Origin of the sequence: Pararhodospirillum photometricum DSM 122 (assembly GCF_000284415.1) — a bacterium.
Lineage (GTDB): Bacteria > Pseudomonadota > Alphaproteobacteria > Rhodospirillales > Rhodospirillaceae > Pararhodospirillum > Pararhodospirillum photometricum.
Genome location: NC_017059.1, coordinates 3019821 through 3044231 on the forward strand (window position 1 = coordinate 3019821; position 24411 = coordinate 3044231).

Annotated in this window: 31 protein-coding genes, 1 tRNA gene and 1 pseudogene; 9 read left to right on the forward strand and 24 right to left on the reverse strand. The window is 66.3% G+C overall.

What is annotated here, in order from left to right:
* Window positions 1-3 precede the first annotated feature (3 nt).
* From sdhD to RSPPHO_RS13505, 3 genes are all read right to left on the reverse strand, one after another.
* Window positions 4-390 carry a succinate dehydrogenase, hydrophobic membrane anchor protein gene (gene sdhD, locus RSPPHO_RS13495; RefSeq protein ID WP_041795577.1) on the reverse strand — a complete coding sequence of 129 codons (387 nt, stop codon included), beginning with the start codon at window positions 388-390 and terminating at the stop codon, window positions 4-6.
* 14 nt (window positions 391-404) lie between these two features.
* A complete protein-coding gene (gene sdhC, locus RSPPHO_RS13500; RefSeq protein ID WP_041797464.1) occupies window positions 405-800 on the reverse strand; it encodes a succinate dehydrogenase, cytochrome b556 subunit in 396 nt (131 codons plus the stop codon).
* Window positions 801-1063: 263 nt separating this feature from the next.
* On the reverse strand, window positions 1064-2584 hold the full coding sequence (locus RSPPHO_RS13505) for a carboxypeptidase M32 (protein WP_014415771.1): 1521 nt from the start codon (window positions 2582-2584) through the stop codon (window positions 1064-1066).
* A gap of 76 nt (window positions 2585-2660) precedes the next feature.
* Here RSPPHO_RS13505 and elbB point away from each other — a divergent pair, with 76 nt between their 5' ends.
* Window positions 2661-3326 (forward strand): isoprenoid biosynthesis glyoxalase ElbB, encoded by a 666-nt coding sequence (gene elbB / locus RSPPHO_RS13510; protein WP_014415772.1) that lies wholly within the window; start codon window positions 2661-2663, stop codon window positions 3324-3326.
* Between the two features lie 41 nt (window positions 3327-3367).
* Here the strand turns inward: elbB and secB are convergent, their stop codons facing one another.
* Together secB and RSPPHO_RS13520 are read right to left on the reverse strand one after the other, a co-directional pair.
* Entirely contained in the window at window positions 3368-3826 is a 459-nt protein-coding gene (secB, locus tag RSPPHO_RS13515; protein WP_014415773.1) for a protein-export chaperone SecB, read from the reverse strand.
* A 73-nt stretch (window positions 3827-3899) separates the two neighbouring features.
* On the reverse strand, window positions 3900-4406 hold the full coding sequence (locus RSPPHO_RS13520; RefSeq protein WP_069187554.1) for an FxsA family protein: 507 nt from the start codon (window positions 4404-4406) through the stop codon (window positions 3900-3902).
* 196 nt (window positions 4407-4602) lie between these two features.
* Here RSPPHO_RS13520 and RSPPHO_RS13525 point away from each other — a divergent pair, with 196 nt between their 5' ends.
* The 7 genes from RSPPHO_RS13525 to RSPPHO_RS13555 all read left to right on the forward strand — a co-directional run bounded on the left by RSPPHO_RS13525 (window position 4603) and on the right by RSPPHO_RS13555 (window position 10520).
* Complete coding sequence (locus tag RSPPHO_RS13525; protein WP_014415775.1) at window positions 4603-5265, forward strand: Tim44/TimA family putative adaptor protein; 663 nt, start codon at window positions 4603-4605, stop codon at window positions 5263-5265.
* A gap of 2 nt (window positions 5266-5267) precedes the next feature.
* Entirely contained in the window at window positions 5268-6410 is a 1143-nt protein-coding gene (mltA, locus tag RSPPHO_RS13530; protein ID WP_242390499.1) for a murein transglycosylase A, read from the forward strand.
* 155 nt (window positions 6411-6565) lie between these two features.
* Complete coding sequence (locus RSPPHO_RS13535) at window positions 6566-7327, forward strand: (Fe-S)-binding protein (RefSeq protein WP_014415777.1); 762 nt, start codon at window positions 6566-6568, stop codon at window positions 7325-7327.
* A complete protein-coding gene (locus tag RSPPHO_RS13540) occupies window positions 7324-8682 on the forward strand; it encodes a lactate utilization protein B (protein WP_014415778.1) in 1359 nt (452 codons plus the stop codon). The genes RSPPHO_RS13535 and RSPPHO_RS13540 overlap by 4 nt, the downstream gene beginning before the upstream one ends.
* A 75-nt stretch (window positions 8683-8757) precedes the next feature.
* The gene (locus tag RSPPHO_RS13545) at window positions 8758-9282 is read left to right on the forward strand and encodes a hypothetical protein (protein WP_157879247.1); all 525 of its coding nucleotides are present in this window, start codon (window positions 8758-8760) and stop codon (window positions 9280-9282) included.
* A 115-nt stretch (window positions 9283-9397) separates the two neighbouring features.
* Complete coding sequence (locus RSPPHO_RS13550; protein ID WP_014415780.1) at window positions 9398-9919, forward strand: LutC/YkgG family protein; 522 nt, start codon at window positions 9398-9400, stop codon at window positions 9917-9919.
* On the forward strand, window positions 9906-10520 hold the full coding sequence (locus tag RSPPHO_RS13555; protein WP_051013887.1) for a Smr/MutS family protein: 615 nt from the start codon (window positions 9906-9908) through the stop codon (window positions 10518-10520). The genes RSPPHO_RS13550 and RSPPHO_RS13555 overlap by 14 nt, the downstream gene beginning before the upstream one ends.
* Here RSPPHO_RS13555 and RSPPHO_RS13560 read toward each other — a convergent pair whose 3' ends face one another.
* The 11 genes from RSPPHO_RS13560 to RSPPHO_RS21585 form a co-directional block, all read right to left on the reverse strand.
* On the reverse strand, window positions 10521-10766 hold the full coding sequence (locus RSPPHO_RS13560) for a hypothetical protein (protein WP_041795496.1): 246 nt from the start codon (window positions 10764-10766) through the stop codon (window positions 10521-10523).
* Window positions 10763-11029, reverse strand: coding sequence for a hypothetical protein (locus RSPPHO_RS13565; RefSeq protein WP_014415781.1), 267 nt, complete (start codon window positions 11027-11029; stop codon window positions 10763-10765). Before RSPPHO_RS13565 ends, RSPPHO_RS13560 begins: the two co-directional genes overlap by 4 nt.
* Entirely contained in the window at window positions 11029-11970 is a 942-nt protein-coding gene (locus RSPPHO_RS13570) for a recombinase RecT (protein ID WP_014415782.1), read from the reverse strand. The genes RSPPHO_RS13565 and RSPPHO_RS13570 overlap by 1 nt, the downstream gene beginning before the upstream one ends.
* A 192-nt stretch (window positions 11971-12162) precedes the next feature.
* Complete coding sequence (locus RSPPHO_RS13580; RefSeq protein WP_041795581.1) at window positions 12163-12909, reverse strand: PD-(D/E)XK nuclease-like domain-containing protein; 747 nt, start codon at window positions 12907-12909, stop codon at window positions 12163-12165.
* Between the two features lies 1 nt (window position 12910).
* Entirely contained in the window at window positions 12911-14008 is a 1098-nt protein-coding gene (locus RSPPHO_RS13585; protein WP_051013888.1) for a coiled-coil domain-containing protein, read from the reverse strand.
* Between the two features lie 97 nt (window positions 14009-14105).
* Entirely contained in the window at window positions 14106-14324 is a 219-nt protein-coding gene (locus tag RSPPHO_RS13590) for a hypothetical protein (protein ID WP_014415786.1), read from the reverse strand.
* Complete coding sequence (locus RSPPHO_RS13595) at window positions 14321-14638, reverse strand: hypothetical protein (protein WP_041795583.1); 318 nt, start codon at window positions 14636-14638, stop codon at window positions 14321-14323. Before RSPPHO_RS13595 ends, RSPPHO_RS13590 begins: the two co-directional genes overlap by 4 nt.
* Complete coding sequence (locus RSPPHO_RS13600; RefSeq protein ID WP_041795585.1) at window positions 14635-14826, reverse strand: hypothetical protein; 192 nt, start codon at window positions 14824-14826, stop codon at window positions 14635-14637. The genes RSPPHO_RS13595 and RSPPHO_RS13600 overlap by 4 nt, the downstream gene beginning before the upstream one ends.
* 5 nt (window positions 14827-14831) lie before the next feature.
* Window positions 14832-15272 (reverse strand): hypothetical protein, encoded by a 441-nt coding sequence (locus RSPPHO_RS13605; protein WP_014415787.1) that lies wholly within the window; start codon window positions 15270-15272, stop codon window positions 14832-14834.
* Window positions 15273-15522: 250 nt separating this feature from the next.
* Window positions 15523-15598 (reverse strand) — tRNA-Lys (locus RSPPHO_RS13610).
* Between the two features lie 8 nt (window positions 15599-15606).
* Window positions 15607-15777, reverse strand: a complete 171-nt coding sequence (locus tag RSPPHO_RS21585; RefSeq protein WP_422610575.1) for a Thoeris anti-defense Tad2 family protein — start codon at window positions 15775-15777, stop codon at window positions 15607-15609.
* A gap of 419 nt (window positions 15778-16196) precedes the next feature.
* On the opposite strand from RSPPHO_RS21585, the gene RSPPHO_RS13620 reads away from it, so the two are divergent.
* A complete protein-coding gene (locus RSPPHO_RS13620; RefSeq protein WP_051013889.1) occupies window positions 16197-18161 on the forward strand; it encodes a COR domain-containing protein in 1965 nt (654 codons plus the stop codon).
* Window positions 18162-18447: 286 nt separating this feature from the next.
* On the opposite strand, the pseudogene RSPPHO_RS18070 reads toward RSPPHO_RS13620, so the two are convergent.
* The 8 genes and pseudogenes from RSPPHO_RS18070 to RSPPHO_RS13660 form a co-directional block, all read right to left on the reverse strand.
* A pseudogene (locus tag RSPPHO_RS18070) lies at window positions 18448-18678 on the reverse strand (IS256 family transposase); the annotation flags it as partial.
* Window positions 18679-18762: 84 nt separating this feature from the next.
* Complete coding sequence (locus RSPPHO_RS13630; RefSeq protein WP_242390500.1) at window positions 18763-19329, reverse strand: nitrogen fixation protein NifQ; 567 nt, start codon at window positions 19327-19329, stop codon at window positions 18763-18765.
* A 29-nt stretch (window positions 19330-19358) separates the two neighbouring features.
* The gene (fdxB, locus tag RSPPHO_RS13635) at window positions 19359-19646 is read right to left on the reverse strand and encodes a ferredoxin III, nif-specific (RefSeq protein WP_014415790.1); all 288 of its coding nucleotides are present in this window, start codon (window positions 19644-19646) and stop codon (window positions 19359-19361) included.
* Between the two features lie 48 nt (window positions 19647-19694).
* The gene (locus RSPPHO_RS13640) at window positions 19695-20138 is read right to left on the reverse strand and encodes a NifX-associated nitrogen fixation protein (protein ID WP_014415791.1); all 444 of its coding nucleotides are present in this window, start codon (window positions 20136-20138) and stop codon (window positions 19695-19697) included.
* The gene (nifX, locus tag RSPPHO_RS13645; protein ID WP_081581789.1) at window positions 20138-20584 is read right to left on the reverse strand and encodes a nitrogen fixation protein NifX; all 447 of its coding nucleotides are present in this window, start codon (window positions 20582-20584) and stop codon (window positions 20138-20140) included. Before nifX ends, RSPPHO_RS13640 begins: the two co-directional genes overlap by 1 nt.
* A 37-nt stretch (window positions 20585-20621) precedes the next feature.
* Window positions 20622-22040, reverse strand: coding sequence for a nitrogenase iron-molybdenum cofactor biosynthesis protein NifN (gene nifN, locus RSPPHO_RS13650; protein ID WP_051013891.1), 1419 nt, complete (start codon window positions 22038-22040; stop codon window positions 20622-20624).
* Window positions 22037-23521: a nitrogenase iron-molybdenum cofactor biosynthesis protein NifE gene (gene nifE, locus RSPPHO_RS13655; RefSeq protein WP_051013892.1), complete on the reverse strand. Its 1485-nt coding sequence runs from the start codon at window positions 23519-23521 to the stop codon at window positions 22037-22039. Before nifE ends, nifN begins: the two co-directional genes overlap by 4 nt.
* A gap of 248 nt (window positions 23522-23769) precedes the next feature.
* Window positions 23770-24411, reverse strand: coding sequence for a response regulator (locus RSPPHO_RS13660; RefSeq protein ID WP_041797481.1), 642 nt, complete (start codon window positions 24409-24411; stop codon window positions 23770-23772).

Genomic DNA, 24411 nt, shown 5'->3' on the forward strand with positions numbered 1-24411 from the left:
CGGTCAGCCTCCGACGCTGAGCTTGAGGATGGAAACGGTGGCCAGCGCGGCCCCCAAGGCGGCATACAGCTTGGTCGCGAACACCACGACATTACGCGCCGTATGGTTCTGGACGTAGTCCTCCAGAATCACGATCAGCCCCAGCATGCCATGGTAGAAGGCACAAAGGACGGTCAGCAGCATCAAGGCGGCGTTGATGGGCGAGCCCATGAAAGCCACCACCTCGGCGTGAGACGCGCCCAGGTTGGGAATGATCGCCACAAACACAAACCACAGCACCAACGGCACCAGGGCGATGGCGGGCAGGCGCTCGGCCATCCAGTGCGAGGCGGCGCCTTCCTTGGCGGCACCAAGACCCCGGGCGCGGCCCAGAGACGAACGAAGAGACATCACGTTCTCCCTTGTCAGACGGCGGCGAGGCCGGCGATCCACGCCAGCACCGACAGCACCACGGCGGAGCCAATGGCCACGGCTCCGGTCTTGCGCAGCGTGGGCATGTCGAAGCCGAAGCCCGTGTCCCAGAGCAAGTGACGAAGGCCGTTGGTCAGGTGGTAGAACAAAACCACCGTGAGGCCAAACAGGACCAAATATCCAAACCAGGAGCCATAGAAGCCCTGGATCGCCGCAAAGGCGCTTTCCCCCATCGCCGCGGCAACGATCCACAGCAGGAAGAAGAACGTGCCCGCCGTCATCAGCACCGCGCCGAAGACGCGGAACGTGATGGAGAGCATCGATGTAACCTTGGTGTGCAGCTTGTAAACCTGAAGGTGGGGGGAGAGCGGCCTGGGATGCGTTTTCATGGCGTCAGCCTCGTGCGCGGGTCGGCTGGGGCAAAAGGAGACACGACCCGACCCGGGGCCCCATGGGGCCGCCGAGACCATGCCTCCCTTTTCGGCAATGCGGGTTTGCATACCGGTTCCGTGGGGTCAAGTCAACGCGACTCCCGCCTTCTCGTTGACACGTTCTGGTCACATTCGCGAATAAAACTCGTTCTCAAAAAAGAACCAAGGGGAAGACTGGGGAGGCGGGCCTCCCCAGGCCCCTCGGCCTGTTGGGGGAGAGCTTACGCTTCGTCCAGATAGCGGCGGCGCAGGTGGGCCTTGAAAACGGCGGCATCAAGGGGCCGGCCGGTCGCTTCGGTCAGCAGGGCGTCGGTGGACAGCACGCTGGCGCGGGCGTGAACCATGCGGCGCAGCCAGTCGAGCAGCGGCCGACCATCGCCCTCGGCCAGGGCGGCGGGAATGCCGGGCTCGGCCTCCTGGGCAGCACTGAAGAGTTGGGCCGCCGTCATGGCTCCCAGGGTGTAGGTGGGGAAGTAACCCCAGGCGCCGTCGTACCAGTGGATGTCTTGCAAGCAGCCCCGGCGATCGTCGGGCGGACGCACACCGAGCAGGCGCTCCATCAGATCCCCCCAGGCCCCCGGCAGATCGGCCACGGCGAGGTCACCGGCGATCAGGGCCCGTTCCAAGCGGGTGCGCACGATAACATGGGCGGGGTAGGTGACCTCGTCGGCCTCGACCCGAATGAAGCCGCGCTCGACCCGGGTCACCGCCCGACGCACCGCATCGACCTCCCAGGCCGGGCCGCTCCGGCCAAAATGGGCGCGCCACAGCGGCACGGCGTGGGCCAGCCAAGCCCGCGAGCGGCCCACCTGCATTTCCCACAACAGGGATTGGCTTTCGTGCATACTCATGCCCCGAGCCCGGCCCACCGGCTGGGTCCGCCACGCCTCGGGCAGGCCCTGCTCATAGAGGGCATGGCCGGTTTCATGGATCACGCCGAACAGGGCCGAGAGGAAATCTTCTTCGTCGTAGCGGGTGGTCAGGCGCACGTCGCCCGGGGTGCCGCCGCAAAACGGATGCGTCGAGACATCCAAGCGCCCATGGCGGAAGTCGAAGCCCATCTGGGCCATGGTCGCGCGCCCCAGGGATTCTTGAAGGGCGCGGGGGAACGGACCCTGGGGCCGGGGCGGCGCCCCCACCCGGGCCTGATGGGCCAGCACCTCGTCGAGGAAGGCAGGCAGGAAGGTTTCCAGGTCGGCAAACAGCGCGTCGATGCGCGCGATGGAGCCGCCCGGCTCGTATTCATCAAGCAAGGCATCGTACAGGCCGGTTCCCAGGGCCGCCGCCTTGGCCTCGGCGCTTTGGCGCACCAACCCCAAGAGGGTTTCGAGGGCGGGTTGGACCGCCTTGAAGTCCGAGTCCTGCCGGGCGCCGCGCCAAATCGCCTCGCAGGTGCTCGACGCGTGCGACAGGGCCTCGACCAGAGCGCGGGGCAAGGCCGTGGCGTGGGCGTGGCGCCGACGGATCTCGGCGAGGTTGGCCTGATGCCACACGGCATCCGGCACGCCCTCCCACGCGGCGGCCTCGGCGGCGGCCAACAGGTCGGGCAGGTCGGGCGCGGTCAGCAGCTCGTGATGCAGGCCACTCAACACGGCAAGCTGGGTGGCGCGCTCGGGGGCGGCGCCCTCGGGCATCATGGCCGCCCGGTCCCACTGCAAGATGGACAGGGCATCCTCCAGGGCCGAGAGACGACCAAAACGCTCCAGCAAGGCGGCGGCGGCCGGCGGGATCGGGCTTGGCATGGGCGAGGGTTCCCCGTATCAGCAAAAGGAAAGGAAACGCGAGCGGCGCGTGTCCTTACTATGAGGAGGAGCCCCCATGACAGACAAGCCCCGCTTTGCCGTGGTTCTTTCCGGCTGCGGCGTCTTCGATGGCGCTGAAATCCATGAGAGCGTCCTGACCTTGCTCGCCATCGACCGGGTGGGCGCGGTGGCACAGTGCTTCGCCCCCGACATTCCCCAGGCCCATGTGGTCGATCACCGCACCGGCGCGGTGGTCGAGGAAAGCCGCAACGTGCTCACCGAAGCGGCCCGCATTGCGCGCGGCTCGATCGCCGATCTGGCGACCTTCGATCCCCAAGCCTTCGATGTTTTGATTTTCCCAGGCGGCTTCGGTGCGGCCAAAAACCTGAGCCGCTTTGCCTTCGACGGCCCGGCCTGCACGGTGGATCCCTCGGTGGAACAGGCCATCAAACAGGCCCACGCCGCCGGCCTGCCGATCGGCGCTTTGTGCATTGCCCCGGCGGTGATCGCCCGGGTGCTGGGTAAGGGCACCTTGACCATCGGCACCGATGCCGACACCGCCAAGGCTCTGGAGCGCCTGGGGGCCACCCATCAGGGTACGGCGCCGACCGAGATCGTTATCGACCGCGCCAACAAGATCGTGACCACCCCGTGCTACATGCTGGCCACCCGCATTTCCCAGGTGGCCGAGGGGGCCGAGGCCACGGTGCGGGCCCTCCTGACCCTGCGCGAGACGCCTTAAGGCAAAGGCTGGGGAGGCGCGGCCTCCCCAGACCCCACGGTCTAGGCGTTCCCCGCCTCGGCCATGTAGCGCTGGCGATACAGCGCCGTGAAGTCGAGTGGCTGGATCATCAGGGGCGGGAAGCCGCCGTCGCGGGTGGCATCGGACAAGATGCCCCGGGCAAACGGGAACAGCAGCCGCGGCACCTCGATCAGCAGCATCGGGCGCAGGTGCTCCTCGGGCAGGGTGAGGGTAACAACCGCGCCGTACTTCAGTTCGGCCACGAAGGCGACCAGATCGGGAAAACGGCTTTCGACCTGGAAATGCAGCACCACCTCAAAGGCTTTTTCGCCCACCGAGGTGGCATTGACATCAATATTGATCGACACCTCGGGGGTCTTGTCGAGGCGGGTGAAGATCATGGGAGCGTTGGGGACCTCGAAGGACAGGTCCTTGATATACTGGCCGTTGATGATCAGCGGCGGGGTATCGGCACCGCTGGCTTGGGGATCCTGGCTCATGAAGTCCTATCCTGACTGGAGCAAAGCGACCGCCGAGGCGGCCCGCCAGAGGTAGCACGCACCGAAGCGGCTCTCAACGGTCGGCCTTGGGGGGCTGGTCAGCGGGACGCGCCCACGGGTTTTCTTCCTTGCCGACCCCGCCCGCCGTGACGTCGAGGTACTCGGCGTCGATCACCTGGGGCTGGGATGCGGTCGGACTGGCCGGACCGGCGGGGGTCATGAACATCCCCTGGTGTCCCTCCAGCCACTGGCGCAAAACGGCCCGCACCGGGGGCAACAGCAGCAAGATGCCCCAGATGTCGGTGAAAAATCCGGGAACCAGCAACAAAATGCCGCCGATGAGGATACAGGCCCCGTCAAACAGCTCCTGAACCGGCAAAATGCCGGCATTGACGCTCTCGCGCGCTTTTTCAAGGGTGCTCACCCCCTGATGGCGCACCAGCATCGTCCCGGCAACCGCGGTGAGGAGGGTCAGCGCCACGGTGGGCACCACGCCGATGGCGCTGCCCACCTTGATGAACAGACTGATCTCAATCACCGGGACGCCCACGAAGATCAGGAAGAGAACCAGAAATGCCATGGCTTGCCGTCCTTTGCCCACGATCCCATGTTAGAGTCCATCCCGGGGACCATAGCATCGGCCCTTGCCCGTGCAACCAAGAACCCGTCCGGGAGGCGCCAACGATCTCTCTCGCAAACGGCGAAGAGCGGTGGTACGCGACGCTCACATGGGGTAGGGTTCCCCGATCGGCAAAAAAAACCGGCCCAGGGCGGACATGAACGACGGTCTTCAGTATATCGACATCATCTTTATCGCCATGGTTGCTGCGTTCTTGGTTTTGCGTCTGCGCAGCGTCTTGGGACGGCGCACAGGCGACGAGCGCAAGCGTCCCAATCCTTTAACCCCTGGGGAAGACGTTGGCGACAACGTGGTGGCCCTTCCCGGGCGCGCCCCCCTCCAGGCTGCGGGAACCCCGGGCTCGGTGGCGGGCGGACTGGCCCGCCTGCGCCTTGCGGATCCATCCTTTTCGCCCGACGCCTTCTTGCAAGGCGCGCGCTCGGCGTTTCAGATGATCCTCATGGCTTATGCCAAGGGCGACCGCGACACCTTGAAACCCCTCCTCTCCCCCGAGGTGTTTCGCAACTTCTCCGGGGCCATTGAGGCCCGGGAAAAGGCCGGCGAAACCATGGAAACCGATCTGCTGTCCTTCAAGGACGTGGATTTCACCGCCGTCGATGTGCGCGACCGGGATGCCTATATCAGCGTGCGGTTCGTGACCGAGCAGGTCAACACCGTGCGCGATCCGGCCGATGCCGTGGTCGAGGGCAACCCCAACCACATCGAGGTGGTCACGGACGTCTGGACCTTCTGCCGGACCATCGGATCCGCCGATCCCAACTGGGAACTGGTGGCGACCCAGGTGCCGGAGGAGGCGTGAGCGTGTCCCAACAGGCATGCGTCGTCCGGCGTGCCGCCCGGCTCGGCGCCGTGGGGCTGACCTTGGCGCTGGCCGCCTGCGCCGCCCAGGGGCCCACCCGCTCCCAAGGCGATGGCCGGGTGCATTACCAGCCCGCAAGCTTCGAGACCCTGCCCGGCTGGGCCGACGACCAGCCGCGCGAGGCCACCACGGCCTTGCTGCGCTCGTGTGCCCGGTTGCGAACCTTGCCGGCGTCGAGCCCCGTGGGGCCGGCGGTGCTGGGCAGCCGCGCTGGGGATTGGGGACCGCCCTGTGCGGCCTTGGAGCAAGCCTCGCGCACCGGCACCGTGCGCGAGGCGCTGGTCCGCTCCTTTCAGCCCTGGCAGGTCATTGGTCCCGACGGACCCGAAGGCCTGTTCACGGGCTATTATGAGGCGACCCTTGACGTCTCGTTCACGCCAAGCGCTGTATACGCGACCCCGGTCTATGGCCAGCCCCCCGGCTGGACCGAAACCTCGGGCGTGACCCGCCCCGATCGGGCGGCGATCGAGGACGGCGCCTTGGCAGGGATCGCCCCGGTTTTGATGTGGGCCCGCGATCCGGTGGATGTTTTCTTTTTGCACATCCAGGGCTCGGGGGTGGCGCGGCTGCCCGATGGCCGGTCCCAGCGCATTGGCTTCGCCGGCTCCAACGGCCATCCCTTTGTCGGGATCGGCGCCTTGATGCGCAAGCGGGGCCTGGGCGACGGTTCCTCCATGACCGCCATCCGCACGTGGCTGCGGGCTAATCCCGCCGAGGGCCGCGCCCTGATGCGGGAAAACCCACGCTACATTTTCTTTAGAACCGTCGAAGGCGAGGGGCCGATCGGCGCGCAGGGGGTGGCGCTGAGTGCCGGGCGTAGCCTCGCCGTCGATCGGGATCACATTCCCCTGGGGGCCCCGGTGTGGGTCGCGACCTCCGACGCCCAGGGCCGGACGGTGGCCCGCCTGATGGTCGCCCAGGATACCGGCGCGGCCATCAAGGGCGCCGTGCGCGGTGATGTGTTCTGGGGGACTGGCGAGGAGGCCTTGGTGCATGCCGGGGGCATGCGCTCGCCGGGGTTCTTGTGGGTCCTGTTGCCAAGGGGAGCGGTTGTGGCCCAAAGCGCATCAGGGACGCAGGGCTGAAGGCTTGAAGGCTGGGGAGGCGCGGCCTCCCCAGACCCCTCCCATCCCTAAAGTTTCCCCGGAACGCCTTGTCAAGCGGCGTCGGCTTCGCCATCCTGGGGCCGCCGAAGCGTCGGCCTTCCCTTTTTGGATCATCCTGACGGGTTCAACGGATCATGAGCACTGCCGCCAACGCCCCCGTGGTGGGCGTTTTCGTCACCTGTGTCGCCGATCTGATGCGCCCCACGGTGGGGCTCGCAACGGCGGCCTTGTTGGAAAAGGCCGGATGTCGGGTGGTCGTGCCCGCCGGCCAGACCTGTTGCGGCCAAATGGCCTTCAATGCCGGCGCGCGCGACGAGGCCGCCGCCCTGGCGCGTCAGGTCATCGCCTTGTTCGCCGAGGTGGACTACGTGGTGGTGCCCTCGGGGAGTTGTGCGGCCATGATCCGCCAGTACCCGGAGCTGCTGCCCGGCGATCCCACCGCCCAGGCCCTGGCGGCGCGCACCCACGAGCTGCTGAGTTTCCTGTGCGATGTTTTGAACTGGGACGGGCTGGACGCCGCTTTTGACGCGGTGGTGACTTACCATGACTCTTGTTCGGGCCTGCGCACCTTGGGAATTTCGGCCCAGCCCCGGCGCTTGCTGGGGCAGGTCAAGGGCCTGACTCTGCGGGAGTTGGCAACGCCGGAGGAATGCTGCGGCTTTGGCGGATCGTTTTGTCTCAAGTTTCCTGAACTGTCGGCCCGCCTGACCTCGGAAAAGCTCGACGCCGCCGAGGCCACCGGGGCCGAGACGCTGTTGGGGGGCGATTTGGGCTGTTTGCTGTCGCTGGCCGGACGGGCGCGGCGCGAGGGCCGGACCTTGCGGGTGCGTCACGTGGTCGAGGTTTTGGCGGGCATGGCCGAGGGCCCGGCCCTGGGTGAGGAGACGCCGTCATGATCCCCACCAGCCACCGCTTTGCCGCCCAGGCGCGCGCCGCTCTCACCAACGAGACCCTGCGCTTTTCGCTGGGCACCATGAAGACCGGCTTTCGCCAGCGGCGCCTAGCCGCCGCCCAGGCCCTGCCCGAGTTCGAGGCCCTGCGCGATCGGGCCCGCGACCTCAAGACCCATGTGCTCGACACCCTGCCGACCTTGCTGGAAGCCTTCGAGGCGCAGATGACGGCCAACGGTGGCACCGTCCACTGGTGTCGCGATGCCACCGAGGCACGCGCCGTGGTCTTGGACCTGTGCCGAGCCGCCGGGGCGCGCACGGTCACCAAGTCGAAGTCGATGATCTCGGAGGAGATCGCGCTCAACGACCATCTGGAGGCCCACGGCATCACCCCGGTCGAGACCGACCTGGGCGAGTACATCATCCAGTTGCGTCACGAGCCGCCCAGCCACATCCTGGCCCCGGCGATTCACCTGCGCAAGGAACACGTGGCCGAGGCCTTCCGGGCCGCCCATACCGACCTTGATCCCGAGCGCCCCCTGGTCGAGCCGCGCCAGATCCTCGACGAGGCCCGCGCCTTGCTGCGCGACGCCTTCCTCAAGGCCGACGTCGGCATTACCGGCGCCAACATGCTGGTGGCCGAAACCGGTACGGTGGTGCTGGTGACCAACGAGGGCAACGCCGATCTGACCCGCTTGTTGCCCGCCACCCAGATCGTGCTGGCCAGCCTGGAAAAGGTGGTGCCGACCCTGGAGGATGCTGCCCTGATCTTGCGCGTGCTGGCCCGCTCGGCCACCGGGCAGGAGATGAGCACCTACACCTCGTTCATTTCCGGCCCGCGCCGGGACGCAGAACAAGACGGCCCCAGCGCCTTGCACGTGGTGTTGATCGACAATGGCCGTAGCGCCTTGCTGGGCTCGTCCTCGCGCGAGATCTTGCGCTGCATCCGCTGCGCCGCGTGCATGAACCACTGCCCGGTCTATGGCGCGGTGGGCGGGCATGCCTATGGCTGGGTCTATCCCGGCCCCATGGGCTCGGTGCTGACCCCGGCGTTGATCGGCCTCGACAAGGCCCAAGCCCTGCCCGAGGCTTCGACCCTGTGCGGCCGCTGCCAGTCGGTGTGTCCCGTGCGCATTCCCCTGCCCACCTTGCTGCGCCTGGGCCGGGAAGAGGCGTGGCGTCGCGGCCTGACGCCCGTGGTCCAGCGCACGGCGATTGCCGCTTGGGGAGCGCTGACCCGCCACCCGGCCTTGTATCATCGCCTGACCCCCGTGGGCGCCCGGGCGCTGCGCGCCCTGGCCGGCCGGCGGGGTTTGGTCCCGCTCGCCCCGCCGCCTGGGGGGCTGGCTGCGCGAGCGTGACCTGCCGGCTCCAGAGGGGGCGACCTTCCGCGCCCGTTGGGCCCGCCGGGGTGGCCCCGACAAGGAGGGGTGAGCATGGCTGGCGAAGGCGCGCGCAGCCGTTCAGAGAAAGAAAAGCGCGACATTGATTTGCATGCCCGTCTGCGCACGGCGCACGACAACGGCGATATCATAATTTACACCAACTTCCCGCACCTCAATCGGGGCGGGTCGCCGGTGTTCAGCATTGGGGACAACATTGGGCCGCTCCTGGTGATGATCATGGGCTCGGTCGCCTGTATGTTCATCAATCTGATCGTCGGACTAGCGGCGCTGGTGGTGGCCACGTTGTTTTATGCCTTTGGCGTGCGGCCGTGGATTGCCCGGCGCCTGCGCGAGCGGACCATCCGCCTGATGCTGGCCAACGTGAACAACTGGCGCATCCTGTGGCGCTTTGGCGGGATCATTGTGGCGCTGGCCAGCAACCCGCGCATTGGCTGCGCCGCCCCGGACTCCGATTGGCGGGCCATTGCCCGGAAATTTGTGGCGTCGGCCCAGGGGCCGGGCCTGGGCGGCCGGGGGCAGCGCCTGCTCCCGCCCCCAGACGATGACAGAGGCTAAAGGGGGCCGGAGATGACCACCGCGCGCAGCGCCATTCTTGATCGCCTTCGTCACGCGGCGGGCAGCGAAAGCCACGCCACACCGGCCCCCGCGCCCTTGATTCCCGGACGCGCGCTTGGGGATCCGGCCGCCTTGGTCGAGGCTTTTTCTGGCCCGGGTTCACACGGCGGCCGGAACCGCCGAGCGGGTGGCCCCGGCCGCGGTGGCGGCCGCGGTGGCCCGCTGGCTGGGTGGGCTGGGTGTGGCACTCGACGTGGTGACCAGCCTCGACAGCCCTTTGCGCGACGGGGAAGCGGGCTTGCGGGTGCGCCAGGGTCGGCCCACCCCCGAGGACCGCACCGCCGTAGTGCCCGCCCTGGCCGGGGTGGCTGAGACGGGCAGCGTGATGGTCGAGGCGACAGCGGATCGCCCGGGGCTGTTGAGCTTTTTGCCGGAAAACCACATCGTTCTCGTCAAGCGCTCCGACGTGGTAGGCAGCCTGGACGCGGCTCTCCAGCGGCTGCGCGCCGGAGGAATGCCGTCATCGGCGGTTTTTATCACGGGGCCGTCGCGCACCGGCGACATTGAACAGACCCTCCAGCTTGGGGCTCATGGTCCCTTGCGTTTGCATGTGCTGCTCATCGATGACCCGGCGTAAACTCTCCGACGACGACAGCGACGTCTGGCGCCTGCTGACGCAATCGGTGACGGCGCACGAGCGGCAGGGCGGCCAGCGGGTGGCGCCGCCGTTGCATCACCCGGTGCGTCCCCGGGCCGAGGGAGCGTCTGGAGATCCGGCGCCAGCCCTGCCGGGCAATTTATCACCGGCCGGTCGCCTGCCCCAGCCGGCCCCGCGCCCCGCGCTAGCCAAGCTCGACTCCTTGAGCGAGGGCGCCCTCAAGGACATGGACGCCCGCACGGCACGGCGCTTGCGCCAGGGCCGCACGCCGATCGACGCCAAGCTGGATTTGCATGGCATGACACAAATTCCGGCCCACGCCGCCTTGCTGTCGTTTTTGCGACGCGGGCAGGGGCGGGGCTGGCGCTGTGTGCTGGTGATTACCGGTAAGGGCTTTCGTGGCGGCGAACCCGGCGTGCTGCGCCAAGCGGTCCCTAAATGGCTGGATGGCCCGGACATGCGCCCGCTGGTCGTTGGCTATGCCCCCGCGCAGATCGAGGATGGCGGCCTGGGCGCGCTATACGTCCGCCTGCGCCGCACAGGTGGCGCGCGGCAAGGGTGCGGGCGATTTTTTCAGTGATCATGCCGACTCCTCCAGTCTTGACAGCTCTTCGCGGCCGGCATCGGTCAGCATGTAAATACCCAACACCCTTAGGCCCCCTGGCGCAAAGCGGATTTCAACAAGCCCTTTTTTAATGAGGCTATTGATGATATTGAGTCTTGCCCCCTCTAATTTTACTTTTGGGCCAGACTGCCGAAAGATGATGATTTTTCTAACATTGCCGGCCTTAATGGACTTGAGGGTTTCTTTCTGGAGGGGCGTCATTCCCCGCCCTCCAGCTTGGCGATAACGGCCGCTGCAATCATGATCGCTTCCTGCAGGGCGTTGTCGATCTCCTCCAGGTCCTGCAACGAGGCCCCGCCGGAGCGAGTATGGGCTTCGAGGGCGGCGACTTCCTCCAGGGTTGCCAGCATGTCGGCATTGACGGCCCGCAACGCCCGGATCTCATCCACCGCCTCGGCGGCAAGCTCATCGGTCGCGCCGTCGGCGCAAAGCGCGTCGCAAATGCGGTCGCAGATGTCGATCATTACCTCGCCTCCTGGTCAGGGTCAAAAAGCCGCCTAGCCATCTCATCAATAGCAACCATAAGGCCCGCATAAGCTTTCGGCGCCGCCCGCTCGGCCTCGGCCATCTCGGCGGAGTTGGCCTCCTGGATGGCGTTGAAGTGCTCGATCGTCAGCGCGGCGCCCAGGGCGTCCGCCAGCAGGCGCAGCCATGCGGGGTAGTCCTTGAGGCCGTTGGTGTTGTCAGGGACGGGGATGGGGGTTAGGGCCGCATTGACCTCACCTGTCACGGGGTCGAAGTCTTTTTCAGGCGGGCATGCGGAAATTTCGGCCATCAAGGAAGCCGCCGCGCTTCCGATTGGCGCCCCGCCCCGCCCAACCTGGACCTGCACCTCTGCTTCGTCCACGCTCAACGCCCCAAGAAGCGCTTCCGGGGCGTACAGCCTGGCCCAGGCCCGGCCCGCGTAGTATTGCAACTGGATGTCGGGTTGCGTCTTCCATAGTGGCGAGTTGCGAGTGGTGATCGTGTTCGCCGTGACCTCAAGCAAGCGCGGCGCACTCTCTCCGGCCAGGGTGCCGCGCACGACGCACACGCGGTTCGGCCAGGACCCGCTCAACTCGTAATGCAGGCGCCCAACAACCATCCCACTGGCGTACAGGATGGCAACCATCGCCTTGGCGCCATACGACAAGACGTCGTTGACCACAAAGGTGTCACCGGCCAGGAGGTACGGGTTCATGCCGGCCTGATAGGCCACCATGCACACCGACATCGCCATGCCCGGGTTATTTCGGAGGTGCTTTGGAACAGCCGGCCCGCTCGCCGCCATCATTCGCGCGACCTCGACCATTTCGACAAACGTGCCGGGCGCGAAAGCCACTTGGGCGGTCTGACCGGCCCGCATGGTGGCTAGGGCACCTTGGTCGAATCCCCGCTGCGGGGCCGGAAGATTTTGCGTGCTCATGCCGCGAACTCCTTGATTTCGTCGGCTTCTTCATTCGGCGCCGAGAACTCGCCCGCATCGCGCCGGGCCTCCAGTTGCTTCTCTGCCCACCCCGGCAGGTAAAGCGTCTCCATCCCTGGCCCAGGCCAGCGACCCTCCTCAAGGCACRCCGCAAAAACCCGCAGGGCACGCCGGTACATCATCCGACCCCACTCAATGGCGTTTTCGTCCATGGGGGGTGACGCGGACGGCGAAGGGAGAGGCCTTCTCCTGCACAAGAAAGGCAAAGCCGCGCGCGGGCTCGCCGACGGTCGCCGCGAAGGCGTCCATGTAGAATGCGGCCTGAAGAGGCCACCGATATTCCCAGGCCGAGCGCGCGATATCGTCTAAAGCAATGCTTGTGGACGTCTTGTAGTCCGACAAAAAACGGTCCGGCGCCCGAGGGAGAATGTCGAAGCGCACCCGGCACCAAACTCCCGTTTCCCGGTCTTGGTGGAACCCGGAAACCTCGTGCTCCGCTCCCCGGAGAAGCGCCCCTGCCTCGGGGTGAGCGCGAATCGTGACCGCCATAGCCGTAATTGCCTCAGCCGCTTCGGCTGTGAGCGTTTCCGCCCCCCGGTGCGCTTCGGCCCAGGCCTTACCTTCTTTCGTGCGACCGTCCAGGCCGGAGGGGCGTATGGCGTAGGTCTCGGAAAAACGGTCGGGCTCGAAAGCCGCCATGTGGGCGGCGCGGCCAAGCCTGAGCGCAGCTGTGTCTTTTTTGGGCGCACCCGGGTTCAGTCTGGGATGCACGGCCCACATATGCAGGGGACTCATCCCCTCCTCGTAGACCTTAAGGAGCGAAGAGGACGCGCTCGGCGTGACACACGGGTCCCCGTGGTATCGCGCCTCGTCCATCCGGTAGAGGCCGGGCTTGTCGATAACCCCGCCGGGGTCGGGGAGGATAGCGATCTGATCCATATCAGTATTCCACCCGCACGCCCGGCACATCGCCCTTGGCAATGGCCGTGATTGCCACTCTGGCCGCGTCGTCGGTCAGGCCGGCTTTGACCAGGGCCGCCATTGCGGCGCGATTGACTGCCCGCCGATGTTCTTGGTCCGCTTCGCGCTTGCGGCGCTCTTCGGCTTCGGCTGCCTGCTGGGCCTCGATCCGCCTCCGCTCACGCTCGGCCGCTTCGACCTCACGACGACGCGCCTCTTCCTCGGCGGCGAGCTTGGCGGCCTTGGCCTTAGCCGCTTCCTCGGCGCGTTTCCGCTCTGCCGTTTTCGCGCGCTCTTCGGCCTCCAACTTCTCTCTCTCGATGCGAGAGCGCTCTTCCTCGGCCTTCCGCCTCGCCTCTTCCGCCTCACGGGCCGCCTTTTCTTCCGCTTCTCGTCGCGCTGCCTCGGCGGCAATCCGCACGCGCTCGGCCTCTTCGGCCTTCCGCTGCTCTTCTGCTTCGCGGGCCTTGCGCTGCTCTTCCTCGGCCTTCAGTCGGGCCAGTTCGGCGCGCTCGGCATCGCGCTTGCGGACTTGAGCAAGCATCGTTTCCAGGTGGGCGCGCGTGGTGGCGATGGCCTGGGCGGCGCGGGCCGAAAACTCCTCCCAATCGCGCCCGTCAAATTCAGCCAGGGCGGCAATGTTGGCCGAAGCGTCGGCTTCGGCCGGCTCGAAGGCGTCGATGGTGGCAAGGCTAGAGATCCGCGCAATGGCGGTTTCGTGCCCGTCAACTCGGGCCTTTTCGCGCGCCTCGAAGGCGTCCAGGGGAGCGCGGACCTCATCCCGGAGGGCGTCCAGGCGGTCGCGCACAAACTTGCGGTCTGCGTCGATCAAAGAGACTTTTGCCTTGATGTCAGCGACCAACGCCTTCCCCGCGTCGTCGAGCGCCGTCTTACTCCTGGCGACCGCGTAGGCCAGGGACGCAATCGCCTTGCGCCCCTTTGGCGTGCTCACGTCGAGGGCTTGCGCTTCAATGCGCGCCCTTGCCTCGACACCAACAACTACCTCCTCGATCCCGTCGCCTTGACCGAAGATGGCCTCGGGGACGAGTGGAGTGTCGAAAACGATAAGTTCATTCATCGCTCGCCACCCCACGCCCGAAACGCGGGCCACGCGAAGAGCGCCGTCAGGGCCGCCAGCACCGAGGCGACGACATGGACGAAGGGAAGGATCGACATCACACCACCTCCCGCGCCGCGTCCTGGCGGCTTTCGAGGTCGCGGATCTGACGAGCCAAGTGGTGCTCGCCATACTGCTCGACCAGTTCAGCGGCCCGATCGTAGGCGCACACCTCAACGTCGAGTAGTTCATTGGCGATGACTTCACCAAGGGATTTGTGGAGCGTGCTGCTCCAGGTCGCGGCGATGCGCGCTCCTCTGGCAAGAAACAGGTTCATTCGTGAGGCTCCTTTGACAAAAAGTTAAAGGAAACAGTGATTCCGGCACTCAGAAGCCGATGGATCTCTGCGTTGATCCGGTTTTCATCCGAAGCAATTGCTTTCTTGAATACTTCGGTCTCGCTGATTTGTCCTCCGCCGACCCCTTCAAAGATCTCGTCCGCCAGCTTTTTGGTGACGGCATTCCTGATCTCTCTTGCGATCTGATTGGCGTTCAGCGTGGCGCGAGTTTCCCGACAAACATCCTCGGCAACGCGGCTCTTGATGGCCTCGATGAGCGCTCTCCGCTCACTCTCGGTGAGTTCGATGCTCATCGGGCCTCTCCTCTGGCGCGCCGCATCTGGGCGTTGGCAATGAACGCGGGGACCGTCCACGCCTCACGCGGCGGCTCGCGGCGGTCGGCGTTGCGCGTCGCCACGATCCGGCGACACATGAGACGGGCGATGGGGCGCGACAGGGGCTTTGCGTCGCGCGGCATGGCGGATTGGCGTTGCGCATCCATGGCAGTCACTCGGCTGCAGCAAGGTGGTGGCGGGAAGCCTCGGCCTCGCGACGCTCCTGCTCGGCAGCTTCGGTGATGGCCTCCATGAGGGGTGTTGGCGCCGACTTATCGATGACCCACACCTTGCCCGCCCGACGCATGCCGGCTTCCCGGCTCACGGCGTCAAACACAGCAACCCCGAACTCGCCGAGGCCGCCATACGGGACGGCGACGGTCTCGACCTCCCCGGCCTGGGAGGCGTGGATAGTCACATCCACCACGTCCCAATCCCATTTCACGGCACCGCCGGGCTGGCGGCCGGTCGGCCACACGTGGAGGGCAACCACCCCCTCGACCTCGACCGGCAGGACGAGGTGCACGCCGGGCGGAATGGAATTGAGGGTCTTGTCCCTGTCGTAGCGAAGGGGGACGCTTGACAGGTAGAACGGAACGTGAACGGTGAACACGTGATCCTCCTGCTCCGGTTGTTTTTGTTGGGTGCGGGCCGGGCGCTACTCCGGCACTGGTTTTTTCCGCTTGGATCCAGCGGTTGTCCGCGAGGCGCTGGGTTGACGGCTTTTTTCGCCAGGACTGCACCTTGGCGACCAGTGGTTATTGCCTCGACCAGCTTTCGGCAGGGACTTCCTGCCGCACCCACCGAAACCGCCCGTGAGCGGCTTGGGGAGGTGCCCGGAGGATCCGCCTCCGGGCGGTGTTTGGTGCGCCCCGGGGGATTCGAACCCCCGACCCGCCGATTAAAAGTCGGCCGCTCTACCCCCTGAGCTAGGGGCGCTTTACTCGTCAGGAGGTCAACACCCAGTCCTTGGCCAGAACGTCAGTCTGCGACGCAAGCCACGGGACCACCTTGTTGTCTGCTGTTTTCATGGCGATGAATGGGAGGCATGGGAGCGCCATGTCTCCGCCATACCCCCACACCTCGACCATGAAAAGGAACATCCCTTTCCATTCCACCCGGCGCGAGCGACGCGCTCACCACAATTGAGCATCTCAATAGCCTCGCCAAAACCAAACTTGGTCCACTCGCCGGTCTCACCGCTCTCCAGAGCCTCAGCTGCAGTTGGACTTTGGTGTCCGACCTTGGTCCACTCGCCGGTCTCACCGCTCTTCAGAGCCTCGCCTGCAGCGAGACTGCGGTGTCTGACCTTACTCCACTCGCCGGGCTCCCCGCTCTCCAGTACCTCGACTGCAGCGGCTGTCAAATAACCAGGGTTCCCAAAAGGCTGTTTGACCGCCCCGCGCTGGAGGAAGTCTTCTGTTACGATGGTCGGCTTGGGGACATCCCGGGCGAGATTCTCTCGCAGACAGAGGACGACAATTGCCTCCCCCGCCTGCGCGCTCATCTCCGTGACCTGGAGCGCGGAGCCGTGCGGATGCGGGATGCCAAGCTGTTGGTGCTCGGCAACGGACGGGTCGGCAAAACCCAATTGTGCAATCGGCTGCTCGGCGCGGGGTTCGAGGACAACGCCGATTCGACTCACGGTATTGTGGTGCAGGGGTTCGATCTGGCCGGGGAGGCGGGGACGGAGCCGGCGCGCATCCAGCTCTGGGATTTCGGCGGGCAGGACATTTATCACAGCACCCACACCTTGTTCTTGCGCAGCCGGGGGATTTACCTCGTCGCCTGGACCCCGGCGCAGGAGGATAACGACCTCCACCGCCAGGGCGGCCAGGAGTTTCGCAATTACCGACTGCCCTATTGGCTGGGCCAAGTGGCAGAGTTTGGCGGGCGGAGCGCGCCGCTGATCGTGGTGCAGACCCAGGTGGACGGGTTGGCCGATAAACGGCCGCTCGATCCAGCGGCCCGGGAGCGGTTCGCGACGTTCGCCACCGCGTTCGAGGTCCACCATAGCGCCAAGAAACCGCGCGGTTTGGAGGAGTTGGCCGAGGCCATCGCCGAGAGCTATGCCGCGATCGAGCAACCCGTGATCGGGGTGGTCCGGGCCAGGGTGAAGCGCACGATCGAGGATCTCATCGCCGCCCACACCCAACGCAGCATGACTGTTCCGGCGTTTCACGCCTTGTGCGACAGGCTGGGCGGCATCGCCGATCCTGACCTGTTCCTGGAGACGCTGCACCATGCCGGCACCGTCTTTCACCGCCCCGGCTTTTTCAACGGCGAGATCATTCTTGACCAGGAATGGGCGATTCGGGCGATCTACGCGGTGTTCGACCGCGCCAGCAAGACCCACGCGATCCTCCAGGCCCATGGCGGCACCTTCACCCGGATCCTGCTTGGGCTGGTGTGGGATGAGGCCTACACTCCCGAGGAGCAAGCCCTGTTCCTGGCGATGATGCAATCTTGTGGTATCTGTTTCGAGAAACTGCCGGGCGACCCTAAGGCCGGCACAGAGGCAAGCTACCTCGCCCCGGACCTGTTGCCGGAGAGGCGAAGCGATGGGGGCTGGGACGGCGATACCCCCGATCAGAAGCAGAGTCGTTGTTACGCTCATTTGCCGGCTACCCTGATTCGGAACATTCTTTGCGCCATCGGCCGCAAAGCGGGGCCCCGGGGCGATTACTGGCGTCACGGGGTCCGCATCAACGAGGCCGCAACGCGGAGCGAGGGGCTGATCGTGAGCGATACGGGCAGCGGGCGGTTGACCCTGCGGACTCGCGCCGGCGACGCGGCGGGTCTGCTGGCGACCCTGGTCAAGATTGTCGAGCGGGAGGAGGCCCGGCTGGGGGTGAGGCCGACCGCGATTGAGGGGGGGCCAGGACCCCGATCGGCTTCGATGCCCCCCCAGCAAGACCTGACGCTTGATGTGCAGCGGCTCCCTTCCGCCGAGCCGGGCTGGTTTTTCTCCTACGCTACCGAGTCCGAGAACGCCGGGGGGCGGCCGGTCGCGGCGTTCTGTGACAAAGTCAAGGCGGCGACGTCGATCACCGTGCGTCGGGATATCGACGAGTTGCGTTATGGCGACCAGATCGAGGCGTTTATGGACCGCCTTGTCAGCGGCGAGCGGATCTTCATTTGGCTGACCGATGCCTACCTCAAATCCCCCTACTGCATGTTCGAACTGGTGGGGATCTGGAAGCGCTGCAACGGCAATAGAGGCGTGTTCGAAGATCGCATCCGGGTGCTGCTCGGCGATGCCGCGATCCGACATGAAACCGACCTGCAGCAACACCGGGAGTTCTGGCGTGCGCAGCAGCACGCGGCCTATGACCGGCTGCAGCAGGCCACGGATTGTGTCCAGGCTGCCCTTGACCTCGCCCGGATTATCGAGATCGTGAAGTCCAGCGCCGACATCCTGATGTTCATCCGGGAGCGGATCCGTTACAGCAGCTTCGAGGAAATGACGGAACGCGAACTGACGCGCCCTCCCGTTCAATAATAAGAAGCGGGGCGGGGGCAGGGTAAGGCGGGTGTCTTGAGCGGGTGAAAATCCCGCCCGTGCGCTGGTAGCGACAGGGTGCGGGACCGAGTCCTTGGGCTGGGGGTGGCGTTGGCGTCGACGTTCAAGGAGCTGGGCGAAAGCTATCCCGAGGGGGCGGTCAAGGTTGAGGTTTACCCCTAGTCTCAGCTCTACAAAGACAAAGAAGAGATAGAGGCCCTCCAGCGTAGCGCCGATCACCACGAGAATGCATTGCTTCTCATCTTCCATCCGGCCCTGCAGATAGACGCCTGGCGACAGGCCCGATGCCCGTCAGGATCTCGCGTTGCGGACCGTGACAGGCCACGCGGCGACGGTTGTCTTCGGTTTTCAGGTGATCGTGCTCGGCAAGCAGGACGGCAACCTCGGCCTCGATCGCCTGGGCCAGCAGTTGTCGTGCTCCGGCCCTCAGAACCTCGGTGAGCAGATCGTCAGTGTGCCCTCGCTGCCGCAGGTCAACAACGATATCGTCGGTCATGGGGTATCACTTCCGGGCTTGTTCCGGCGTAATGGCTCCGTGGGGGGCTTTGATATGGTGGCCCGCCTACTCTTTTTCCCTCCCTCAGCCCTCCGGTCCGAAGCACGCGCTGTAATCGGAGCAGGCGTCGCACAGCGGCGATTTGCAGACGAGGATGCCGTCTTGCTGGCAGAGTTCGCGGTAGAAGAACTTTTTCCACTTCATGTTTTTTGTGTTGCGGCGAGCGAGGGGGGTGAAGTGGCGGGTGAGGAGGGTGGAGAGGTCGCTGCGCGAGCGCAGGCCGAGGTCCTGCCACAGGTGGTTGGGCAGCAGGGAGCGACGGGCGAGGATGGTGGCGAGCCACTCTTCTTCCGGGGTGCCGTGGGCTCGGCCGGCGAGGAGGAGGGCGCGCAGGTCGGGTTCCTCGGGGGCGTCGGGGCCGGGGGGCGTTTCGGGGATGATGAGGCCGGCGCCGGGGAAAAAGCGATCGACGAGAGTGCGCAAGGCGGTCGGCAGGAGCCCCAGGGCGTCGGACAGCGGCCGGGAGTCGGCGGCGCCGGCGGCGAGGAGGTGGGCGAAGAGCAGGCGGTCGAAGGGATCCCCGGCCCCCGGGATGGCCATCAAGGTTTCGGCGAGGCTCGGGGACCGGGGCTCGAACATGGTCTGGGTCATGGCAGAGCCCCGGGGTTGGGGGGGAGGGATCAGGCGGGGGCGTGGGCTTGGGCGTTGGTGCCGCAGACCTTGGCGCAGGCTTCGCAGCCGATGCACTTGCCTTCGTGGGCGAGGGTCATGACTTTACGCAGAATTTCCTCGTCGTCATCGTAGGGGTCGCACTCTTCGCCGTCTTCGTTGATGCCTTTCAGCTCCAGCACGTCGTGGCCGCAGACCTTGAAGCAGCGGCCGCAGCCGATGCACAGCTCGCCATTGATACCCATCAGGTATTTCGGGGTCCAGGGCGACCCGTCGCGGGTGGAGAACGTAATGCTCATGGCATCAATCCTTTGATCAAAGAAGCGGGACAGGGACGGGGGAGGGGGTTAGGCGCGGGCCACCTCGGGGAACTGCTCGATCATGGCCTGGGCGTCGGCAACGAGGGCCGCACCTTTGGCCGAGAGGGCGTCAATGGAGTCGAAGCCGAAGCGGTGGACATCGCGTACATAAAGGTTCAGCACCACGAGGCGGCCGGTGGTCAGCAAAACACGGCCGAAGCCCTCGTGATTGATGCTCATCAAGGGGGCGCCGACCAAGCCGGTGGCCTGCTCCAAGGTGAGACCGACGGCGGCATAGAACATCTCGACCCGATCCAGGATATCGGGATCGGGGTCGGCGATGATCGGGAGCTCGCGGCGCTGTTCGCGGGTGATAATATAAGGCGCAAGTAACTCGGGATCGGGTTTGCCCTCCCAGGCGCCGAAGGTGTCCTGGGCGCGGATTTGGCGCAGGAGTTGGCGGACGAAGGGGGTTTCGAGGGTATCGGTCATCAGCGGGCTCCCTCGGGGAGGTCGTCCTCGTCGTCGAGGAAGGCGGGGCGGCTGTCGGGGCCGGCTTCGGCTTGCAGGATTTTACGCAGCCACGGCGGTGGGTTGCCGCCCAGCATACGGCGCACGCGCTCCAGCACCTCGGGGATGGGCTCGTCCTCGGCGACCTTCATGGGGTGGATGCGGGCCTGGACGACGCGGGCGGCAGCGGGGCCCCCGATGGCCTTGACGAACAGCAGGGCCACGCCCTTGAGGGCCTCGACCTTGGCCTTGATGCGGTCCTCGCCGTCCTCGGCGTGGCGGCCGTCTTCCTTGCTGATCTCCGAGAACTGGATGGCCTCGACGAAGCTGTAGCTGTCGGGGGTGACTTCGTAGATGGCCAAGGTCCGCGCGCCGTTGAAGTGCGCGTTGACGTGGGTCATGTCATGGGTGGCCAGGGCGACTTTCATGCGTCCTCCTGCGACGGGACCACGTTCGATCCCGGTCTCAACCAAGCGCAGCCTGCGGGCGGTCGGCGGGGCGTTCATGGACCGGACTCTCCGTGGTGGGGGAAAGAGGGGAAAAGAGATCGGGCTGGGCCGCGTCGTGGGCGGCGTGGTGGGCCTCGGCGGCGTCGATGAGGGCGTTGCCCAAGGCGTAAACCATGTCGCGGGTGCCGCGGTAGCCGATGCTGAGGCGTTGGGGCACGCCAAGACGATCAATAACCGGGAAGCCGGCGCGAAACAGCGGCACCTGGGCGCGCCGGGCCGGGAGCTGGCCGTTGGTGGAGGCGATCATCAGGTCGCAGCCGACGGCGCCCTGGCCCAAGTCCTCGAGGTCGCCAACCAGGAGGCTGTGGGCTTCGAGGCCGGCGAGATGGGGGGCGTCCACGGGGACCACGACGCACTGCAAGCGAGCGCCGAGGCCGGTCAGCAGAGGGCCCAGGCTCATGACGAAGTCGGGCTCGCCGGCCAGGGCGACGCGGGTGCCGCCAAAGGAGAAGTGAGCATCCATCAGGGCATCGACGAGGCGCGAGCGCTGGCGGCGCAGGGCGGCGGGCACCGGGCGGCCGGACAGCTCGGCCAGGGTGCTCATCAGGCGATCAGTGGGGGCGAGGCCGGTGAGGCTTTCAAAAAGCAAGGAGGGCACGCCGGTGCGCGCTTCCAGGAGATCGCCGGCGGTGCGCATGTGCTCGCCGATTACCAAGGTGGCCGAGGCGCGGCCCAGGACCTTGATCTCCTCGACGGTGGTGCCGCCCAAGGTGGTGAGGCTCCAGGCGTCGGGGACGTGGCCGTCCAGGGACACCGAAAGGTCGGGCAGCATGGTGACGGTGAGGCCGAAGGCCTCGATCAGGCTTTTCAGTTCCTCGACATCGCCGGGGCCGAGGTGGGCGCCGGCCAGGACGTTGATATGGCCAGGGTCGGACTCGGGCACATCTTCGGGCACCAGGGCGTCGATCAGGGCGGTGACGGCGCGGCTCCACCCCAGTTCCAGGCTGCCGCTGAAATCAGGGGTGTGGACCAGCACCACCTCGGTGTCGTCCAACTCGCGGCGCTGGGTGCGGATCGCCGCCAGATCGCCGGTCATGTCCTCGCCCCGGGTTTCGGTCAAGGCGGTGGTCAAAATCGGGATGAGCCGGGGCTTGGCCCGCTTTTGGATGTTGAGTAGGGCCTGCTCGATGTTATCGCGGCCGCCGAGGATGGTCGAGATCTCGCTCATGGCCGTGGTTTGCAGCGGGATCGCCTCGCGGAAGTGGCGCACCAGCATGACCAGGGCGAAGGCGGTGCAGCCCTGGGTGCCGTGCAAGCAGGGCAGGCAGCGGTCGATGCCCATCAAGGCGAGGGCGGCGCCGAGCGGAGCCGAGAGTTTGAGCGGGCTGACCGAGAGCGCCTTGCCCGAGCGCGGCAGGGTGAAGGCCTTGCTCATGCCGCGCCCTCCCGCAGGGCCGCCGGGGTGTCCGGGGCGGTTTCGTCGGCGGCGAGGGCGGCATCGAGATCGAGGGGCGGCGCGGTGGTTTCCCACGGCGCGGGCTGGCGGACTTGCGCCCACACCGGGTTGTTGATTTCCAGGTCCATCTGTTCCACGAGGGTGATCAGGCCGTCATAGCCGGCGTAGGCGTGGTGGCGCTCCTGGTTAATGTCCATCCAGGGCGTGCGGGCCTTGAGGGCCACGAACTGCGAGCGGCCGCCCGAGAGCATGATGTCGGCCCGGCCGCTGCGAAACAGGGCGTCCATGTCGGTGTTGGGGAGCTTTTCATAGAGCGTGCCCTCGGTGCCGCTGCCCGGGTTGCGCTGAAGGGCGGCCTTGGCGCGGGCCTTGTCGTCGTCGGTCGATTTGCGCACCGAGGTGCCGACCACCTCCATGCCCATTTCCTGCAACGCGTTGACAATGGACCAGCTTTTGACGCCGCCGGTATAAAGGAGCGCCTTCTTGCCGGCGAGGCGCGGGCGCATCTCGGCCAGCACGGCCCGCACCCGGGCTTCTTCCGCGGTGACCAGGGCCTCGGTGCGGTCGATGAGGTCGGCGGGGGCGCCCTGCTCAACGAGTCTGCGCGCCATGGTCCGCAAGGTCTGCGAGGTGTCGCCGGCGCCGTAGAACGAGCCCTCGAAATAGGGGATGCCCCAGCGCTCGCGCATGCCTCGGCCGAGGTTGAGCATGGCTTGCGAGCACATCACCATGTTGACGCGGGCCCGGTGGGCTCGGGTGAGGTCGTGGTAGCGGGCATTGCCGGTGATGCAGGTCCGCACCCGGATGCCCAGGCGGCGCAGCAAGGGGGCCACCAAGCGGAATTCGCCGGCCACGTTGTATTCGGCGATGATGTTGATGTCGGTGGGGCCGGCATCGTCCGGCTCCTCGGTGCCGATGACGTGGGCCAGCAGGGCTTCGGCCGCCAGACGGCTGCCCAGGTTTTTCGAGCCGGCGAAGCCCGGGGCCAAGACCGGAATGCAGGGCGTACCCAGCCGCTTGGTGGCCTCGCGGCACACGGCCTCGATGTCGTCGCCGGTCAGGGCGGGGACGCAGGTTTGGTAGACGAAGATGGCTGGGGGGGCGTAGCGGGCGATGGCTTCTTTGATCGCCTTGTAGAGCTTCTTCTCGCCGCCGTGGATGATGTCGAGGTCCGACAGGTCGGTGGTGAAGCCGTAGCGGTAGACCAGGGGGCCCGAGGTGCCGACGTTGCGCGTGTCCCAGGAGTTGCCCTCGCAGGCCAGGGGGCCGTGGACGAGGTGGACCGCATCAAGGATGGGTTGCAGGGCGATCTTGGCGCCATCGAAGGCGCAGCCGCCGGCGGCGTTGCCTGGCGTCGGGCCCTTGGCGGCGCAGCCTTTCTTGCGCTCGGCCTCGCTTTTGGCCCGGTTATGACCACAGTCCGGCTCCTCGAAAACCTTGGCTGCTCGATCCTTGCTCATGCGTACCTCCGGGCGGGGGGGGGCGTGACCGCTCGATGAGGATAAGCAAAAGCAATGCCAGAGGCTGGGAGCTTGGAAACCCAGGGGAAGTATTGCGTGCTGGGCTGTTGGGGATCCGACAATGTCGGCTTTGCGACAGAGGCGCGGGCCTTCGCTGGGCACGAAAAATCACCAGGAAGGCTGGGGAGGCGCGGCCTCCCCAGACCCCTCGTTTCCGGGGGGGCTTCGGGGAGGTCGGGAGGCGGGGCTTACAAAACGCCCTTGCGTCGCGCCACGGCCAGGGCGTCGGTGCGGCTTTGGGCGCCCAGCACCTTGAACAGTCGGCCGATGTGCATCTTGATCGTAGCTTCCGACAAGGTCATGGCTTGGGCAATCTGCCTGTTGGAGAGGCCGGCGTGGATGTGGTTGAGCACCTCGCGCTGACGCGGGGTGAGCGGGACATCCTCGCCACCGCCGACTGGAGCGCTGGAGCCCAGCGATCCTCCAGGCATCGCAGGACCCACGCCTTGGGGCGTGATGGAGAAGCCGCCCACCAGAACCAGCCGCAGCGCGCTTTCCAGGATGTCGCCCTTCAGGCTTTTGGGGATGAAGCCGCAAGCGCCATGATCGATGGCCGCACGAATGGTGCGGGCATCGCCGGCGCCCGAAACCACCACCACATCGGGGGGCTCGGCCCGGTCGCGCAGGGCCAGCAGGGCTTCACGCCAGTCCATGTCCGGGATCATCACGTCCAAGAACACTTTGTCCAGCCGAGGTTCGGTGTCGGCGAGACGAATGGCGTCATGGAACGTATCCGCTTCCAGGATATCCATGGAGGGGTCAATGTGGGCCAGCTGGAAGCGCAGGCCGTTTCTGAAGAGTTCGTGGTCGTCAACAATCATTATGCGCAT

Excerpts from the sequence above, each read along its gene's own strand:
- sdhD (WP_041795577.1), bottom strand. The coding sequence starts at position 390 with ATGTCTCTTCGTTCGTCTCTGGGCCGCGCCCGGGGTCTTGGTGCCGCC.
- sdhC (WP_041797464.1), bottom strand. The coding sequence starts at position 800 with ATGAAAACGCATCCCAGGCCGCTCTCCCCCCACCTTCAGGTTTACAAG.
- RSPPHO_RS13505 (WP_014415771.1), bottom strand. The coding sequence starts at position 2,584 with ATGCCAAGCCCGATCCCGCCGGCCGCCGCCGCCTTGCTGGAGCGTTTT.
- elbB (WP_014415772.1), top strand. The coding sequence starts at position 2,661 with ATGACAGACAAGCCCCGCTTTGCCGTGGTTCTTTCCGGCTGCGGCGTC.
- secB (WP_014415773.1), bottom strand. The coding sequence starts at position 3,826 with ATGAGCCAGGATCCCCAAGCCAGCGGTGCCGATACCCCGCCGCTGATC.
- RSPPHO_RS13520 (WP_069187554.1), bottom strand. The coding sequence starts at position 4,406 with ATGGCATTTCTGGTTCTCTTCCTGATCTTCGTGGGCGTCCCGGTGATT.
- RSPPHO_RS13525 (WP_014415775.1), top strand. The coding sequence starts at position 4,603 with ATGAACGACGGTCTTCAGTATATCGACATCATCTTTATCGCCATGGTT.
- RSPPHO_RS13535 (WP_014415777.1), top strand. The coding sequence starts at position 6,566 with ATGAGCACTGCCGCCAACGCCCCCGTGGTGGGCGTTTTCGTCACCTGT.
- RSPPHO_RS13540 (WP_014415778.1), top strand. The coding sequence starts at position 7,324 with ATGATCCCCACCAGCCACCGCTTTGCCGCCCAGGCGCGCGCCGCTCTC.
- RSPPHO_RS13545 (WP_157879247.1), top strand. The coding sequence starts at position 8,758 with ATGGCTGGCGAAGGCGCGCGCAGCCGTTCAGAGAAAGAAAAGCGCGAC.
- RSPPHO_RS13555 (WP_051013887.1), top strand. The coding sequence starts at position 9,906 with ATGACCCGGCGTAAACTCTCCGACGACGACAGCGACGTCTGGCGCCTG.
- RSPPHO_RS13560 (WP_041795496.1), bottom strand. The coding sequence starts at position 10,766 with ATGACGCCCCTCCAGAAAGAAACCCTCAAGTCCATTAAGGCCGGCAAT.
- RSPPHO_RS13565 (WP_014415781.1), bottom strand. The coding sequence starts at position 11,029 with ATGATCGACATCTGCGACCGCATTTGCGACGCGCTTTGCGCCGACGGC.
- RSPPHO_RS13570 (WP_014415782.1), bottom strand. The coding sequence starts at position 11,970 with ATGAGCACGCAAAATCTTCCGGCCCCGCAGCGGGGATTCGACCAAGGT.
- RSPPHO_RS13580 (WP_041795581.1), bottom strand. The coding sequence starts at position 12,909 with ATGGATCAGATCGCTATCCTCCCCGACCCCGGCGGGGTTATCGACAAG.
- RSPPHO_RS13585 (WP_051013888.1), bottom strand. The coding sequence starts at position 14,008 with ATGAATGAACTTATCGTTTTCGACACTCCACTCGTCCCCGAGGCCATC.
- RSPPHO_RS13590 (WP_014415786.1), bottom strand. The coding sequence starts at position 14,324 with ATGAACCTGTTTCTTGCCAGAGGAGCGCGCATCGCCGCGACCTGGAGC.
- RSPPHO_RS13595 (WP_041795583.1), bottom strand. The coding sequence starts at position 14,638 with ATGAGCATCGAACTCACCGAGAGTGAGCGGAGAGCGCTCATCGAGGCC.
- RSPPHO_RS13600 (WP_041795585.1), bottom strand. The coding sequence starts at position 14,826 with ATGGATGCGCAACGCCAATCCGCCATGCCGCGCGACGCAAAGCCCCTG.
- RSPPHO_RS13620 (WP_051013889.1), top strand. The coding sequence starts at position 16,197 with ATGCGGGATGCCAAGCTGTTGGTGCTCGGCAACGGACGGGTCGGCAAA.
- RSPPHO_RS13630 (WP_242390500.1), bottom strand. The coding sequence starts at position 19,329 with ATGACCCAGACCATGTTCGAGCCCCGGTCCCCGAGCCTCGCCGAAACC.
- fdxB (WP_014415790.1), bottom strand. The coding sequence starts at position 19,646 with ATGAGCATTACGTTCTCCACCCGCGACGGGTCGCCCTGGACCCCGAAA.
- RSPPHO_RS13640 (WP_014415791.1), bottom strand. The coding sequence starts at position 20,138 with ATGACCGATACCCTCGAAACCCCCTTCGTCCGCCAACTCCTGCGCCAA.
- nifX (WP_081581789.1), bottom strand. The coding sequence starts at position 20,584 with ATGAAAGTCGCCCTGGCCACCCATGACATGACCCACGTCAACGCGCAC.
- nifN (WP_051013891.1), bottom strand. The coding sequence starts at position 22,040 with ATGAGCAAGGCCTTCACCCTGCCGCGCTCGGGCAAGGCGCTCTCGGTC.
- nifE (WP_051013892.1), bottom strand. The coding sequence starts at position 23,521 with ATGAGCAAGGATCGAGCAGCCAAGGTTTTCGAGGAGCCGGACTGTGGT.
- RSPPHO_RS13660 (WP_041797481.1), bottom strand. The coding sequence starts at position 24,411 with ATGCGCATAATGATTGTTGACGACCACGAACTCTTCAGAAACGGCCTG.